Source organism: Acinetobacter sp. NIOH-H-8 (genome assembly GCF_046635365.1).
Taxonomy (GTDB): Bacteria; Pseudomonadota; Gammaproteobacteria; order Pseudomonadales; family Moraxellaceae; genus Acinetobacter.
On record NZ_JBHDVN010000062.1, the window covers coordinates 1 to 14,876 of the forward strand.

At 43.2% G+C, this 14,876-nt stretch carries 14 protein-coding genes; 8 read left to right on the top strand and 6 right to left on the bottom strand.

The window, feature by feature from the left end; all coding sequences use genetic code 11:
* Positions 1 to 145 precede the first annotated feature (145 nt).
* The 4 genes from ACEWB7_RS15285 to ACEWB7_RS15300 form a co-directional block, all read right to left on the bottom strand.
* Positions 146 to 676, bottom strand: a complete 531-nt coding sequence (locus ACEWB7_RS15285) for a gamma carbonic anhydrase family protein (protein ID WP_034702051.1) — start codon at positions 674 to 676, stop codon at positions 146 to 148.
* A gap of 103 nt (positions 677 to 779) precedes the next feature.
* On the bottom strand, positions 780 to 1,928 hold the full coding sequence (gene dacC, locus ACEWB7_RS15290; RefSeq protein ID WP_004782636.1) for a D-alanyl-D-alanine carboxypeptidase PBP5/6: 1,149 nt from the start codon (positions 1,926 to 1,928) through the stop codon (positions 780 to 782).
* Positions 1,929 to 2,056: 128 nt separating this feature from the next.
* Positions 2,057 to 2,437 (bottom strand): MCR_0457 family protein, encoded by a 381-nt coding sequence (locus ACEWB7_RS15295; RefSeq protein WP_004782633.1) that lies wholly within the window; start codon positions 2,435 to 2,437, stop codon positions 2,057 to 2,059.
* Between the two features lie 159 nt (positions 2,438 to 2,596).
* Positions 2,597 to 2,968: an MCR_0457 family protein gene (locus ACEWB7_RS15300; protein WP_004782632.1), complete on the bottom strand. Its 372-nt coding sequence runs from the start codon at positions 2,966 to 2,968 to the stop codon at positions 2,597 to 2,599.
* Positions 2,969 to 3,078: 110 nt separating this feature from the next.
* Between ACEWB7_RS15300 and surE the strand changes: the two genes are divergently transcribed.
* The 3 genes from surE (at position 3,079) to ACEWB7_RS15315 (ending at position 5,831) form a co-directional block, all read left to right on the top strand.
* Positions 3,079 to 3,855, top strand: a complete 777-nt coding sequence (gene surE / locus ACEWB7_RS15305) for a 5'/3'-nucleotidase SurE (RefSeq protein WP_312316947.1) — start codon at positions 3,079 to 3,081, stop codon at positions 3,853 to 3,855.
* A gap of 107 nt (positions 3,856 to 3,962) precedes the next feature.
* A complete protein-coding gene (locus ACEWB7_RS15310; protein WP_034702055.1) occupies positions 3,963 to 4,802 on the top strand; it encodes a peptidoglycan DD-metalloendopeptidase family protein in 840 nt (279 codons plus the stop codon).
* 99 nt (positions 4,803 to 4,901) lie between these two features.
* On the top strand, positions 4,902 to 5,831 hold the full coding sequence (locus ACEWB7_RS15315; protein ID WP_034702058.1) for a LysR family transcriptional regulator: 930 nt from the start codon (positions 4,902 to 4,904) through the stop codon (positions 5,829 to 5,831).
* Between the two features lie 57 nt (positions 5,832 to 5,888).
* On the opposite strand, the gene ACEWB7_RS15320 is transcribed toward ACEWB7_RS15315, so the two are convergent.
* Positions 5,889 to 7,100, bottom strand: a complete 1,212-nt coding sequence (locus tag ACEWB7_RS15320; RefSeq protein ID WP_034702061.1) for an aspartate aminotransferase family protein — start codon at positions 7,098 to 7,100, stop codon at positions 5,889 to 5,891.
* A 160-nt stretch (positions 7,101 to 7,260) separates the two neighbouring features.
* On the opposite strand from ACEWB7_RS15320, the gene grxD reads away from it, so the two are divergent.
* Entirely contained in the window at positions 7,261 to 7,602 is a 342-nt protein-coding gene (grxD, locus tag ACEWB7_RS15325) for a Grx4 family monothiol glutaredoxin (protein ID WP_034702064.1), read from the top strand.
* An 85-nt stretch (positions 7,603 to 7,687) separates the two neighbouring features.
* On the opposite strand, the gene ACEWB7_RS15330 is transcribed toward grxD, so the two are convergent.
* Positions 7,688 to 10,342: a Lon protease family protein gene (locus ACEWB7_RS15330; protein ID WP_034702066.1), complete on the bottom strand. Its 2,655-nt coding sequence runs from the start codon at positions 10,340 to 10,342 to the stop codon at positions 7,688 to 7,690.
* A gap of 178 nt (positions 10,343 to 10,520) precedes the next feature.
* Between ACEWB7_RS15330 and ACEWB7_RS15335 the strand changes: the two genes are divergently transcribed.
* The 4 genes from ACEWB7_RS15335 (at position 10,521) to rpmE (ending at position 14,645) form a co-directional block, all read left to right on the top strand.
* Complete coding sequence (locus ACEWB7_RS15335) at positions 10,521 to 12,692, top strand: AmpG family muropeptide MFS transporter (protein ID WP_376745843.1); 2,172 nt, start codon at positions 10,521 to 10,523, stop codon at positions 12,690 to 12,692.
* A gap of 1 nt (position 12,693) precedes the next feature.
* Positions 12,694 to 13,095, top strand: a complete 402-nt coding sequence (gene gloA / locus ACEWB7_RS15340) for a lactoylglutathione lyase (protein WP_004782618.1) — start codon at positions 12,694 to 12,696, stop codon at positions 13,093 to 13,095.
* A gap of 144 nt (positions 13,096 to 13,239) precedes the next feature.
* Positions 13,240 to 14,217: a bile acid:sodium symporter family protein gene (locus tag ACEWB7_RS15345; RefSeq protein WP_411580947.1), complete on the top strand. Its 978-nt coding sequence runs from the start codon at positions 13,240 to 13,242 to the stop codon at positions 14,215 to 14,217.
* 203 nt (positions 14,218 to 14,420) lie between these two features.
* The gene (gene rpmE / locus ACEWB7_RS15350; RefSeq protein WP_004782616.1) at positions 14,421 to 14,645 is read left to right on the top strand and encodes a 50S ribosomal protein L31; all 225 of its coding nucleotides are present in this window, start codon (positions 14,421 to 14,423) and stop codon (positions 14,643 to 14,645) included.
* Positions 14,646 to 14,876 lie beyond the last annotated feature (231 nt).

Sequence of the window (14,876 nt, forward strand, 5' to 3'; positions counted from 1 at the left end):
TTCTTGACTCAAGCATTAATGCAGTACGATCTTCAAAGTTAAGATGATGGTATGACAATTTTATATACTCCATAAACCCTTTAAATTAATTAGGTGGTTTATGTCGCACTTCAAGTTTTACTCTGCCTAGTCTTAGTTTGTCGATTTATTTGTAGTTACCTGAGACTTTCACATAATTTTGCGCTGAATAAGGCAAGAAAGCTATTTCCTTTTCAGTCAGTGGACGCACTTTTTTGACTGGACTGCCTACATACAAGTACCCACTTTCTAATACCTTATTCGGTGGTACCAGTGAACCCGCTCCAATCATCACATCATCTTCAACGATTACATCATCGAGAATAATTGTACCGATACCCACTAAAACACGATTACCAATGGTACAGCCATGTAATTTTACATGATGACCAATCGTCACATCTTCACCAATAATCAGTGGTGAACCTTCAGGTTTATCCGCCTTTTTATGACTCACATGCAACATAGAATGATCCTGTACATTCGAGTTCTTGCCAATACGAATATGATTCACATCACCACGAATTACGGCAAAAGGCCATACAGATACATTTTCGCCTAAAACGACATCACCTACGACCACCGCCATCGGATCGATATAACAAGAGTCAGCGACTTGCGGGCGAGTATCCAGATAAGGGCGAATGTTTTGGCTCATGTCAGTATCATCCTGAAAGTTTATAAGCATTATAAAATAAAAAAGCACACATTCGATGAATGTGTGCTTTGGCTTTAGTAAGATCTAATATTGATAATAAATATTAGAACAGGTTACTAAAGAATTGTTTGATATGATCCAGCATACGGGCAAAGAAACCAGCTTCTTCAACTGCTTTCAGTGCAACAAGTGGTTTCTCAGCAATCACTTTGCCGTTTAAAGTCGCCACATATTTACCTACGACTTGACCTGGTTGTAAAGGCGCAGTCAGTTTAGGCTGAACGACCAATTGAGTCTTGATGGCATTGGCCTGACCTTTAGGCATAGTCACGTTAAAGTTTTCTGCAAGTCCGATCTGAACTTCATTTTCCTTACCAAACCAGACTTTAGACTTGGCTAGAACCTGTTTAGCGGGTTGAACATTTTTGGTTTCAAAGTTCGCATAACCCCAAGCCAGAAGTTCACGTGTTTGTGATGCACGTTCATTCATGGTTGGTGCACCGAAAATCACTGAAATCAGACGAGTCGGACCGCGTTTTGAAGAAGTCGTTAAGCAGTAACCGGCTTCATCAGTATGACCAGTTTTCAAACCATCTACACTTGGATCAGTATAGAGCAGGGCATTACGGTTGCCTTGCTTAATCCCGTTAAAAGTAAACTCTTTTTCAGAGTAGATTGGATAGTATTTTGAACTGTCTTTGATGATGTGCTGAGCCAAAGTTGCCATATCTTTCGCAGTCGAATAATGGCCTTCAGCTGGCATACCAGTCGAGTTGATGAAGCTGGTATTGGTCATGCCAATCCGTTTCGCTTCTTGGTTCATCATATGTGCAAAGGTACCCTCGTTCCCTGCAATATGTTCAGCCATCGCCTTAGATGCATCGTTACCAGACTGGATAATAATCCCGCGCAACATTTCTAGTGCAGTCGCCGTACCATTTAAAGGCACATACATACATGATTCTGCACTGCTACCACGGCACCATGCAGATTCATTCATGCGAACCTGTTCATCTTCAGTCAGCTCACCACTTAATAACTTCTGCTCGATGATGTAACTGGTCATCATCTTGGTCATTGAAGCAGGGGCTAATTTTTCATTTTCATTTTTTGATGCGAGAATTTGCCCTGTCTCGTAGTCCATTAGCACATAAGATTTATTATTCAATTCTGGTGGTGCAGATAAGACAGTTGCTGCAAAGCTAAAACTAGGAATTAATAATAATGCAGCAAGGGCAGTTTTTTGGGTCATTTCTAGTGGGTTCCAATATCTTGATGTAAGCACGAAGAGCCTAGCATTTTAGGACAAAGCTAGGCTGACTTCTATGGGAAACCCGGGGTTATTTCAAAAGTATTGTAAGCAATCACGCAAAAAGTGGATTATTTACTGTAGCTCACCAACTCATTGCAAATGGCCTGATTCTTTTTCTTGCCAGCCTTTTTGGCATCACTCTGTGCTTCGGCCAGAATGTTACGAAAATCTGACTGTTTTACCATCTGGTTCAGGCGCTCAACCGGATTTTTTTGGCCGGGCAAATATTCAGTCACCAGCTGGTTATAACCCTGATTGAATTTTGCTTTGTCTTTGACCATGCTTGGGCAAATTTCAGAAAGGACATAAATTGCAGCTAATTCTTGCTTGGTGATTTCCTGACTCGGGGTGACTTCAATATTTTCATTTGCTGCATAAACCGAGCTTCCCCAAAGTGTCATACCAGCAACAACAGATAAACTTAAACTTTTAATTAATGTATGTTTCATCAAAAAACTCAAAAATTACATGTAGAACAATAATTTGTTAGCTTAAAGATATTTTCAAAATTGAAAAGAGGGGAAATGTAGTGAAGCTGTAGAATTATGAAGAAATGTGTAAGAGAAAAAAGACGATGCTGGCATCGTCTCATTTCAGTGAGAAAGACCTTATTCCTGATAAGCTAAAACGTCTTCACACGCTGTTTTTTGTTCGTCTTTTGCAGTCTGTTTTGCACCTTGACGTGCTTCTTCAAGCACAGTCTTGTATTCACTGTCTGCCTGAAGTTTTTGATAGGTCATCGATTTGTCTGAGTATTCTTTTAGATAAGATTGAATCAGCTGCTGAATCGTTGTATCGAATTTTGCATTCTGACCAATAATGCCCGGGCATACTTCAATCATTACCTGTGCAGATGCGACATCTTCTTTCACGATCATGTCATTTTCTTCAGCTGTCAAATCATTGGCAATAACTGCAGGAGAAACAAAAGTTGCCAAACTTAAAGCCAAAGTACCCCAAAGAGAGAATTTTTTCATCATCTTAAGCCATATGTATTAATGGATATCGTGCTACAAATATATATATAATTCCTGAACTAATACAATGAAATGTCCTAGCGAGTCATTTTTTAGCTCAACGAGATTTTGCAGTGAATATATTAATTTCCAATGATGATGGCGTTTTTGCACCAGGTATACAGGCACTGGCGCAGGCCTTGAGGCCTTTAGGACGTGTTGTGGTGGTAGCTCCAGAAAGTGAACGTAGCGGATTTTCCAGTGCACTGACTTTAGACCGACCATTAAGACCGATCCAGATTTCTCCCGATGTATGGGCGGTTAATGGCACGCCGGCTGACTGTGTCTATCTGGCCATGAACGGCTTATTTGATGTTGAATTCGATCTGGTGGTCAGCGGCATTAACAGTGGTGCCAATCTGGGAGATGATGTGCTGTACTCGGGTACGGTGGGGGCTGCATTTGAAGGCCGTCTGGCCAAACAACCTGCATTAGCAGTTTCTCTATGTGGGCAAAACGTTCGATCTTATACCTTACCAGAAGATTATCGCATTGCAGCGCAATGGGTACATGATTTTATTGCGGCAGGTTTGCCGACTTTGCCTGAGCGTCATATTTTTAATGTGAATATTCCTGATGTGGCTGAGCTGAAAGGAACTAAAGTGACCTTTCAGGGACGCCGTAGCCAGTCCAAGCCGATTACCAGTCATGTAGATCCACGTGGTCGTCAGGTTTACTGGATTGGGCTATCGGGTGAAGCAGTCGCAATGCCAAAACATAAAGGAACTGAAATCGAGTCAGACTTTTTTGCAATTGCCAATGGCTATGTAAGCGTGACGCCAATTCAGATGGATGCCACAAACTATGACGCACTTCACACTTTTCAAGCCCAGATTCTAAATAAAATCTAATGAATGTTATAAGTTTGTGAAAAATGAAAGCTTACAAGTATATTGTAGTAAAACTTTGCTAATCTTACTGGGTTTTTGCAACCGTATAGATGTTAGAGAGGAAGATAATGTCCTTGGTGTCACCGAAATACTTCATTCATGCTTCACCAACCAGCTTCATCAAAACTCTGGTTTTGTCCACTGTGGTTGTTTCCACAATGATTATTACTGGTTGTGCCACTAAACCTCAGGTCAATAATATGACCCGCTATGCCGCAGCGCCTGACTTCTATACGGTACGCTCTGGGGATACTTTGAGTGGCATTGCAGCACGTTATGGTCTGAGCTATATCAGTGTGGCAGAGATGAATGATATTGCTCCACCGTATCGTATTTATGTGGGTCAGTCGATTCGCCTGAAAAATAACACTACTGCGCGCCGTACTACAGCGACTCAACCTGTTACCCAAGCTGCCCCGATTCAGCGTCAAACGATTGCGATTTCAGCGCCAACCACTCCAGCTCCAACGACTGTTAAGACTACGCCAAAACCTGCCACCACTACTTCTGCACCGATTACCCCAGTATCGACAGCAGCGGGATTACGTTGGGTCAAGCCATCAAATGGTCCGGTATTACAAAACTATGATCTGGCTGCAAATATCAAAGGTACCCGTTATGGCGGTAATGTCGGAGATCCGGTCTTTGCTGCAGCAGATGGGCAGGTGGTATATGCAGCAGATGGCCTGAAGGAATATGGTAATCTGGTATTAGTTAAACATATTAATGGCTATATCACCGCTTATGCGCATAACAGTAAATTAAGCGTGAAAAGTGGCCAAAATGTAACGGCTGGTCAAAAAATTGCCGAGATGGGGGCGACTGGTACAACCCGTACTATGCTTGAGTTTCAGGTTCGCTTAGACGGAAAACCGATTAATCCAACAGCAGTTTTACCAAATAATTAAATAAATAATGCAAAACGTAAATTTCACCGTATAATACAATGAGTTGCTTTTATCAAAATATCAAAAGATGAAGCATCTCATAAGTTTAGAGGGGAATTTATGTTAGATCAACTTCGAGCAATGGGTGTCTTTGCTTGTGTTGTGGAAAAGAACTCGTTTAGCGGTGCTGCACGTGAGCTAGGGATTACAACCAGCGCCGTGAGTCAACAAATTCGCTCTTTAGAACAGGATATGGAAGTTGTACTTCTAAATCGTTCTACGAGAAAATTAAGTCTGACCGAAGCGGGACAAGCTTTTTTTCACAGCTGCCAGGAAATGTTGTCTGCTGCTGAGCGTGGAAAGGTTCGCATTAACGAGTTACGTGATGATCTTGTTGGTGAACTTCGTATTGTATCCTTACCGGAAGTATGTGCGAATCATGTGATTCCTGCACTTTCTCACTGGATGTCCGCACACCGTGGCCTGACAGTCCACCTGGAAACAAACAATCATGAGGTTGATTTGTTGGAAGGGCGTATTGATATTGCCCTGCGATTTGACCAGAACGATGATGATCACAACCTTCAGGTTGTGCCATTAATGCAGATTGAACAGATTCTTGTTGCTGCGCCAAGCTATATTAACCAGACCGCCATTATCTCGCGTCCTGAAGACCTGAAACATCATGATGTTTTGCCTTTAACGCATATTAAAAATCATCAGAATTTCAGTTTTCAGCATGTGCATAGTGCAGAAAAGGTTGAATTTGAACTGAGCTCACGCTTTAGTACCAATAACAGCCTGGTTGCAAAAGCCATGTGCCTGCAAGGCAATGGGGTTGCTAAGATTTTATATCTTGATGTTAAAAAAGATTTATTAAATGGTTCACTGATTGAAGTCTTGCCTGAATGGAAACTTCCGCCAGTCACACTTTATGCAGTTATGCCTAATCGAGAACAGCAACCGACTAAAGTCCTGCGCTGTCTGGAGGCATTGAAACAATATTTTAGCCAGATCTCTGGTGGACGTTTGTTACAAGTCGCATCATAAATTCCCTATAAACAAAAAAGCCGCTTTAAAGCGGCTTTTTTGTTGTTCAAGATAGACTTAAGCAAGATAAGCCTTGATCATTTTCACTAAACGTTCGATCAGTTGATCGGCCTGTTCCTGAGTAATGTTCAGGGTAGGCAACAGACGAACGACATTACCTGCAGTCACGTTAATAATGGTTTTGTATTCATCGCGTGCAATATCCACCAGCTCACCGCAGTCTTTAGGCAACTCAATCCCGATCATCAGACCGAAACCGCGTACAGTCACTTGATGATCTGCAAGCTGGTTACGTAACTGCTCAACAATATATGCACCTTTTTCAGCGGCATTGGCCACGATATTCTCTTTTTGCATAATATCGATAATGGTATAAACCACGCGTGAACCCAATGCAGTACCGCTATAAGTCGAACCGTGGTTACCCGCAGTCAAAACACCGACACCACGACCTTGAGTCATCACGGCACCAATCGGGAAGCCATTGCCCAGACCTTTAGCTGTGGTCAGTACATCCGGCACAATATTGGTGTGCTGATAAGCAAAATATTTACCGGTACGGCCATTACCTGTTTGTACTTCATCCAGCATCATTAACCAGTTGTGCTGATTACAGATCTGACGGATTTCTTCTAGGTAGCTAAAGCCTTGCGGTGCAGTGTTGACACCACCTTCACCCTGAATCGGTTCAACCAGAATAGCCACGATATCCGGATGGTTAATTGCAGCTTCTTCAATGGCTTCAATATCACCAAAAGGTACACGAATAAAACCTTCAACCAATGGACCAAAGCCTTGTTGAACTTTTTTGTTACCCGTTGCAGATAGGGTTGCCAGCGTACGGCCATGGAAAGATTTGTCAGCTACAATAATTTTTGGTGACGCAATACCTTGCATATGACCGAATTTACGCGCAATTTTAATAGCGCCTTCGTTCGATTCTGCACCACTGTTGGAGAAGAAAACTTCTTCCATGCCAGCGACTTCAGCCAGTTTCTGTGCAGCAGCAGTTTGCCAAGGCACTTCAAAAAGGTTGCTGGTATGAATCAGGGTTGCAGCTTGTTCCGCAATTGCTTCAGCAATCACTGGATGAGCATGACCCAAACCGCAAACGGCGATCCCAGTTAAGGCATCTAAATACTCTGTACCATCTTCGGTATAAAGATATGCACCTCGTCCTCGGACAAAGCTGATCGGTTGACGACCAAAGACTGGCATCAAATGTGAAGGTTGATCAGTTTGTACCGGAGCGAGGGTAATATTGTTCATGACTAACTCTTTACTGTTAGGTGGAAAGAAAAACTTATATAAGCAAAAACTTGGTCAGATTTAAAGGGTAATTGTAAATAAAAATGGATTTATTACTTTAGACGTACTGTTTTTCTCTGTTTTGGGTATAATGCGAGACAGATTAGTTGAGGATTTATCAATGACTGAACAAGCACGCGATACCGAAGCGTTAATTCGTGACCAAATTGCCAAGCACGCAGTACTTCTTTATATGAAAGGCACACCACAATTTCCACAATGTGGTTTTTCTGCACGTGCGGTAGAAGCACTCAGTCAAATTGGTCGTCCATTTGCTTATGTTAATATTCTGGAAAACCCGGATATTCGTGCAACTCTGCCACAAATTGCGAACTGGCCGACATTCCCACAACTTTGGATCAATGGTGAATTGATCGGTGGTAGTGACATCATGCTCGAAATGTTCCAAAAAGGTGAATTACAGCCTTTAGTAGAGCAATACAGTCCAGCACCTGAAGCTTAATCCTTGGATTAAACTGATAGATGTGAAAAAGCGCTTCCGAGAGAAGCGCTTTTTTTATGGGTGAATAGTGAGGCAGGGGGCAGAATTAATCTTCTGCCTGCTGACCCTCAGATTTTTCCAGTTCTTTTGATTCAGCAACCAAGGCCTCAGCTAAGGTATCTGGATCGGTCAGAACTTCCTTTATAGGCGCCTTATCTTTTTTCTTTTTCTTCTTTTTTTTCTTTTTCTTAGGTTCTTCCTCAAACTCGGCACCATCTTCAATGGCTTGCCAGTATTCGAGTTGTTCCATCACAGCAGCAAAGATCGAGTTTTTGCTATAACGGCCTTTCTTGTCCATAGTCCCGACCGGACGTGCCATCAGGATTTCCAAAGCCTGCGCGATATTATCAATGGCATGAATATGGAATTGACCATCTTCGACTGCAGCAATGACATCTTTACGTAACATCAGATGCTGCATATTTTGTCGTGGAATAATCACACCCTGCTTACCTGTCAGGCCTTGCAACTTACAGGCATCGAAGAAACCTTCAATCTTCGCATTGACACCACCAATCGGTTGTACTTGACCAAGCTGGTTCATAGAACCGGTAATCGCCCAGGACTGGTCGATCGGTAACTGACTAATCGCAGAAATCAGCGCTGAAAGTTCAGCAACTGTCGCGCTGTCACCATCCACCTGACCATAGCTTTGTTCGAAAGCTAAAGCGGCAGAGAAGTGCAGGGTCTGTTCACGACCAAAATGGGCTTTTAGAAAGGAGGCCATCAATAGCACGCCCTTAGCATGCAAAGAACCGCCAAGTTCTACACTACGTTCGATATCCAGAATATCACCGCCACCTTGATATACAGAAGCAGTTAAGCGTGAAGGTAGACCAAATTCAACATCTGCATAATGAATCACAGACAGCGCATTGATTTGGCCTAGACGATGACCGCGAGTTTCAATCAGTTGAGTGCCACGGGTCAGATCTTGCCAGAATAGCTCACGTAAATAGCCTAAGCGATATTTACGATGATCCAGTGCGGTATTGATATGCTTTTCTGACACCATCTTATCACCCGCTTCGAATGCATGATGATGCGCTTCACGAATCAGGTCGCCCAGCGTTAATGCATGTAGTGACAGGGAACTCTGATCTTCAGCCTGACGACTTGAGTCGGTCAGCAGGGCAGATAATGCAGAACGGTCAAATGGTAATAATTTATCTGATTGCACATAGTCAGCAATGAGCTGCATATAGGCTTGCTCATTTTCATCATTACGTTGCAAGGTATCGGTAAAATCAGCACGGATTTTAAAGATACTGCCTAGTTCTGGTTCAAGTTCCAGAATTTCATAATAAATTTCTGGCTCTGCCAGCAGCACCACTTTGATATTCAGCGGAATAGAAGCTGGTTCAATGGAAATGCTACCGGTGAGAGTCAGCATATGCTCTAAAGATGAAAGCTTGAGATGCCCAGATTTCAGGGCACGTTTCAGACCTTGCCATGCATATGGCTGTTCCAGTAATTGTTCAGCTTCAAGCATCAGGAAACCGCCATTGGCATTATGCAAGGAGCCGGGACGGATCAGTGTGAAATCTGTAGTAATCGTACCATTTTGGGTCAACTGTTCCACATGACCCAATAGATTGTAATGCGTCGGGAAATCTTCAAAAATAACGGGTGCACCGCTATTTGGCTTATGGGTGACAATCACATTGGCCTGGAAGCGCGCTGGTACGCGGCTAAACTGGGCAGGGGTAAAATCGTCTTCTTCCTGTTCCAGTACAATTTCAACATTATTAATAATGTCTTCAGCATATTGCTTCAGATATTGTTTCAGACCTTCGACATGCTTGAATTTAGTCAGCATCTGCTCAACGCGTGGCATGACTACCTGTTTAGCGATATCACGGTTCAATACTTGAACACGGTCACGCGCATCATCTTCCAGGTCACCCAAATGAAGTCCCAGGCGTTCCAGTTTCTTGTCCATGTAACGCATGTTAGAAGCAATCTCAGCACGATCTTTATTGCTTAAAGCATTCAGATCTTCCTGAGACATTTCCTGTACTTTGTCATCTTTTAAATGAATCGGCACAAAACAATGTTCATCATTGCGAGAAATCAGTTTCAGATCGAGTTCTTCACCTTCACGGGTCAGTTCGATCAGTGCGAGTTGCTGTTCATCACCCGTTTCCTGACGAATCATTTCAATCCGGTTGTGATAGCTTTCTGCAGTAAAACGGCGCTCCAGCTGTTTTAGAATAGATTGCCAGCTTTGATGCAGCATCGCCTGAAACTTGGGTCCCTGACCGGCTGGAAATTCCAGTGCGATAGGCTGACGAGGATTCTGAAAATTATTGACATAAACCCAGTCATTTGGTGTTTGCATGGTTTTAGCGTGTTGCTGTAGCAAACGCTTCACCATGGTGCGTTTGCCGAGTCCTGCTGTACCCACGGCAAAAATGTTATAGCCCGAATATGGCAGGGCAATACCGGCTTCAACCGAAGCACGGGCACGGTCTTGGCCCAGAAAATTATTCAAAGGCTTGATTCGTTTGGTCGATGCCGGGATTTTATCCGGATCGGCAATACGCGTCAGTTGTGCCGGTTTCAGGCATGTCTTTTCAAGGGTTGGTGTAATTTCGCTTTGTTCAAAGGCTGAGATAAGTAGGTCGGAGCTGATGTTTTGTTGAGATATAGTTGTATTACTTGAAATTGAAGAATGAATTTGATCGAGTCTCTGAGTCACTGTTGAAAGTCCAAAACGAAATATGACGTGGATAAGGTTTAAGGTATACAGATTTACTTGAAAAATTCAAGCCAACATGTCAGTTTTGCCACAAAATAAAAAATAGGGCATGCGAGAAATATATAAATTTTGTTGAAAGATACGTTATTAAAGGATTGAATAGCAGCAATTGGTTTTCGTGGAAAATAACAAAGCAATGACAACACAAACGACGGGTTGGAAATCCGCATTTACAGCATTTCTCGATCGACGTGCCCTGATCATGCTGTTTCTCGGATTTTCAGCCGGTGTCCCGATTCTTTTGATCTTTTCCAGTTTGTCTTTATGGCTTGGTGAAGCCGGAATCAGTAAAAGTGCGGTGACTTTTTTCAGCTGGGCTGCACTGGGCTATTCATTCAAGTTTGTCTGGGCGCCACTGATCGATGAGCTGCCGGTGCCATTTCTAACCAAAGCTTTAGGTCGTCGACGAGCCTGGCTATTGATTGCCCAGATCCTGATTGTAAGTGCAATTTCAATTATGGCTTTTTCAGATCCGGCATTGGGGCAGGCGCATTTACAGCAGATGGCATTGGGTGCAGTACTGCTAGGGTTCTCGGCGGCAACACAGGATATTGTCATTGATGCTTACCGTATCGAGCTGGCCGAAACCCAGATGCAGACCGTACTGGCTTCCACCTATAACGCGGGTTACCGGATCGGGATGATTGTGGCTGGGGCTGGAGCTCTGTTTCTGGCGGCGTATTTAGGTACAGCCAAAGGCAACTATATCTATGATGCCTGGAAATGGACTTATCTGGCGATGGCAGCGGTTATGCTGGTCGGGATTATTACCACACTGGTCATCCGTGAGCCTCAAGTGGATCGGGCACGTAAAGATTATCAGCGCAGTGATTATTTCCGTCTCGTCGGCGTGTTTTTTGTGGCAGTTATCAGCTTTGTTCTGAGCTATGTCTATTCCGGTGACTTGGTATCTAGTATCACTGCACAGTGGGCAATTCAGGATACTTTTGCCTTGTTCTGTTTTGAGGCTTTACGCTTTATCGGTTCAGGTGCTGTCGCTTTCGGTGTGGGTACGATTCTGGTCAAAATGGGTGCTGTGAATAAGCAAATGGCATTCGAAACCTGGGTCAATCCCGTAGCAGATTTCTTTGATCGCTATGGTTTAAAACTGGCTTTGGTGTTGTTATTGCTGATCGGTTTTTATAGGGTCTCCGATATTATTGCCGGTGTGATTTCCAATGTGTTCTATCAGGATCTGAATTTTAGCAAGGAACAGATTGCTGAAGCTGTGAAAGTGTATGGGGTAATTTTCTCCCTGCTTGGCGGTTTTTTAGGTGGCTTGCTGGCTCAGAAAATGAACATCATGAAACTGATGTTTGTAGGCGCGATTTTGGCCTGTTCAACCAATCTGATTTTTATTGGCTTAGTAAAGTCTGGTGAAAAGCTGGGACAGGTCGAAGTTCAGGTAGGCCAGCAAACCTTTCAGGCAGATACAGATGAAGTCGGTTACTGGAAACTGAATGTGCCCACTACTGCTTTTAAAGAGGCCGAACAGATTCAAGTTCGTGCACATTATCTGAATCATCCGGCAGATGCAGTACAAGTCAACCTGCCTTATCTGCAACAGAATGCTTCGCAAGCAGCACAATTACAGCTTCTGCCTGTTACCACAGATAACCTGATCAGTGCCAATGAGCAGGAGAATAGCATCGTGGTTCGCGGTCAGTATCTAGGGCCGGATTTAACTGCAGAGCAAAAAATTGTATTAGAGCTGAATGGCGATAAATTCGATGCCAAGCTGGATGAAGAGCGTGTCTTTAGTGCTGCTATTCCTGCCGAGAAACTGATTACTGCACCTGTGAAGCGAATCAATGCAAGCTTAATGCAGCAGGAGCAGCCAATAGTGACCCAGCAGCATTCATATGCTGTGGACTTGTCGCAGACTCAGGCCAATCCGATGGATATTGATATTCAGCCGATTACAATTGGAACAGGCGAGAATGTTGAAATTCAAGGTAAGGTGATTAAACCGTATAGTTCATGGTGGCTATATTTTGCAATTATTGTCGATAATCTGGCCGCAGGTCTCGCAGGCGCTGCTTTTATTGCCTTCCTGTCCAGTCTGACCAGTGTGTCCTTTACCGCTGTTCAGTATGCTATTTTTAGCTCACTCATGACCTTGACTCCTAAGATTTTAGGTGGATATTCGGGTACTATAGTGACCAATATCGGTTATCCGAATTTCTTTCTGATGACCACTTTAATCGGGATTCCAATCCTGATTCTGGTCGTTTGGGTGGCAAAATTGCTCGGTGAACACCAAAAACAATCTGTAAATAAGGATGATTAATATGCGCATGCTGCATACCATGTTACGTGTAGGCAATCTGGAACAATCACTCAAGTTCTATACTGAAGTTCTTGGTATGACTTTACTTCGTAAGCGTGATTATGAAGAAGGTCGTTTTACCTTGGCTTTTGTGGGTTATGGCGATGAGGAAAATCACACTGTGCTCGAACTGACCCATAACTGGGATACAGAAAGCTATGACTTAGGCAATGGCTACGGTCATATTGCGATTGCGGTAGATGATGCTTATAAAGCTTGTGAAGAAATCAAAGCACGTGGTGGCAATGTCGTTCGTGAAGCTGGCCCAATGAAAGGCGGTGTCACTGTCATTGCATTTGTGGAAGATCCAGACGGCTATAAAATCGAGCTGATCCAGCAAGACAACAACGCACGTAATAACTAAGTGTTATAAAGCGATATATGTGAAATGTATTCATGTATGGATGAAAATATTCCTTCAATCTGAATGCATAACATGGACCCGGCATCTGTTAAGATAGCCGGGTATTTTTTATCGAATAATAAAATTTTGAGGGAAGGACATCAGATGCTTAAACTGCTGGCATTGGACCGCTTTACGATCTTGCTCTTTGTTATGGTGTTACTGGCCAGTGTATTGCCAGTGTCAGGGCAGGCAGCTGAAGTCTTTAGCTGGATCACGACAGCAGCCATTGCGATTCTGTTTTTCCTGCATGGTGCCAAGCTTTCTCGTGAAGCCGTAATTGAAGGCTTAATGCACTGGAAATTACACACTTTGGTCTTTGCCTTGACCTTTGCGCTCTTTCCAATTTTAGGCTTGCTGGCAAAGCCAATCCTATTGCCAATGCTGGGGCAGGAATTATATTGGGGATTCCTGTTTATGTGCTTCTTGCCATCAACCGTACAGTCTTCGATCGCCTTTACCTCAGTGGCTCAGGGAAATATTGCCGGTGCGATCTGTAGTGCTTCTTTTTCCAATATTATCGGGATGTTCATTACCCCGATGCTGGTCGCATTCTTTATTCTTGGGCAATCCCAGCATGGCTTCGATCCTACGGCATCGATTCTACAGATTACACTGCTGTTATTGGTGCCTTTTATTTTAGGCCAGTTACTGCGTCCCTGGATTTTCCCAAAAATGCAGCAAATGCCCAAGATCGTTAAGATATTCGATCAGGGTTCAATTCTGATGGTGGTTTATGGGGCATTTAGTAGTGCGGTGGTGGCTGGACTTTGGCATGAAGTCAGCTTAAGTACTTTGCTCTTGCTGCTGCTGGCATGTTCGGTTTTATTGACCATCGTAATGCTGTTGTCGTTATTTATTCCACGCTGGCTGGGCTTTAATCGTGCCGACCAAAAAACGGTGTTCTTTTGCGGTTCCAAAAAAACACTGGCCAGTGGCGTACCAATGGCACAGATTCTATTTATTGGTCAGTCACTTGGCATGATTGTTTTACCGATTATGATTTTCCATCAAATCCAGCTCATGGCCTGCGGTGTAATTGCGAATCTCTGGGCCAAACAGGCGGTACATACAGAAGAATAATTCGCTTATTGGATTTGTTTGCCGTATAATACCGCTCAACTTGTTGTGCTTAGCTCTGACGGTATCCGTCTCGGTGGGCCAAAAGAATGGTCTGTTGTGGTGTTGATCTGCCTGAATCCTGATTCTGGCCCTTCCTCAATATTTGAGAGTGATCAATTGCGATGACAGCAAAACCTTCTTTCATCTTAATGGAGTAATCGACGATGCGCGCCGATATTCACCCAAAATACGAAAAACTAGTTGCTACTTGTTCATGTGGTAACGTAATCGAAACTCGTTCAGCTGTTGGTAAAGAAACTCTTTACCTAGACGTATGCTCAGCTTGCCACCCATTCTACACTGGTAAGCAAAAGAACGTCGACACTGGCGGCCGTATCGACAAGTTCAAACAACGTTTTGCTGGTATGTCACGTTCTGTTAAACGTTAATACCCAAAATGAAAAAACGGGCTTTATGCCCGTTTTTTTGTGCCTGCAATTTAGAAAATCATTTCACGTTTCTAGATTGAAAGGCGAGTACAAGACCTTAGTGGTCTATAGCCAAATACTTAAAAATATAGAACAATAGAAACATGGGATATTCAAAAGATTTTAAAGACAAAGTCATAGAAATTATGACTAGAGATAAAATGTCTGTGCGAAAAGCAGCACAGCATTTTA

Excerpts from the sequence above, each read along its gene's own strand:
- ACEWB7_RS15285 (WP_034702051.1), bottom strand. The coding sequence starts at position 676 with ATGAGCCAAAACATTCGCCCTTATCTGGATACTCGCCCGCAAGTCGCT.
- dacC (WP_004782636.1), bottom strand. The coding sequence starts at position 1,928 with ATGACCCAAAAAACTGCCCTTGCTGCATTATTATTAATTCCTAGTTTT.
- ACEWB7_RS15295 (WP_004782633.1), bottom strand. The coding sequence starts at position 2,437 with ATGAAACATACATTAATTAAAAGTTTAAGTTTATCTGTTGTTGCTGGT.
- ACEWB7_RS15300 (WP_004782632.1), bottom strand. The coding sequence starts at position 2,968 with ATGATGAAAAAATTCTCTCTTTGGGGTACTTTGGCTTTAAGTTTGGCA.
- ACEWB7_RS15310 (WP_034702055.1), top strand. The coding sequence starts at position 3,963 with ATGTCCTTGGTGTCACCGAAATACTTCATTCATGCTTCACCAACCAGC.
- ACEWB7_RS15315 (WP_034702058.1), top strand. The coding sequence starts at position 4,902 with ATGTTAGATCAACTTCGAGCAATGGGTGTCTTTGCTTGTGTTGTGGAA.
- ACEWB7_RS15320 (WP_034702061.1), bottom strand. The coding sequence starts at position 7,100 with ATGAACAATATTACCCTCGCTCCGGTACAAACTGATCAACCTTCACAT.
- grxD (WP_034702064.1), top strand. The coding sequence starts at position 7,261 with ATGACTGAACAAGCACGCGATACCGAAGCGTTAATTCGTGACCAAATT.
- gloA (WP_004782618.1), top strand. The coding sequence starts at position 12,694 with ATGCGCATGCTGCATACCATGTTACGTGTAGGCAATCTGGAACAATCA.
- ACEWB7_RS15345 (WP_411580947.1), top strand. The coding sequence starts at position 13,240 with ATGCTTAAACTGCTGGCATTGGACCGCTTTACGATCTTGCTCTTTGTT.
- rpmE (WP_004782616.1), top strand. The coding sequence starts at position 14,421 with ATGCGCGCCGATATTCACCCAAAATACGAAAAACTAGTTGCTACTTGT.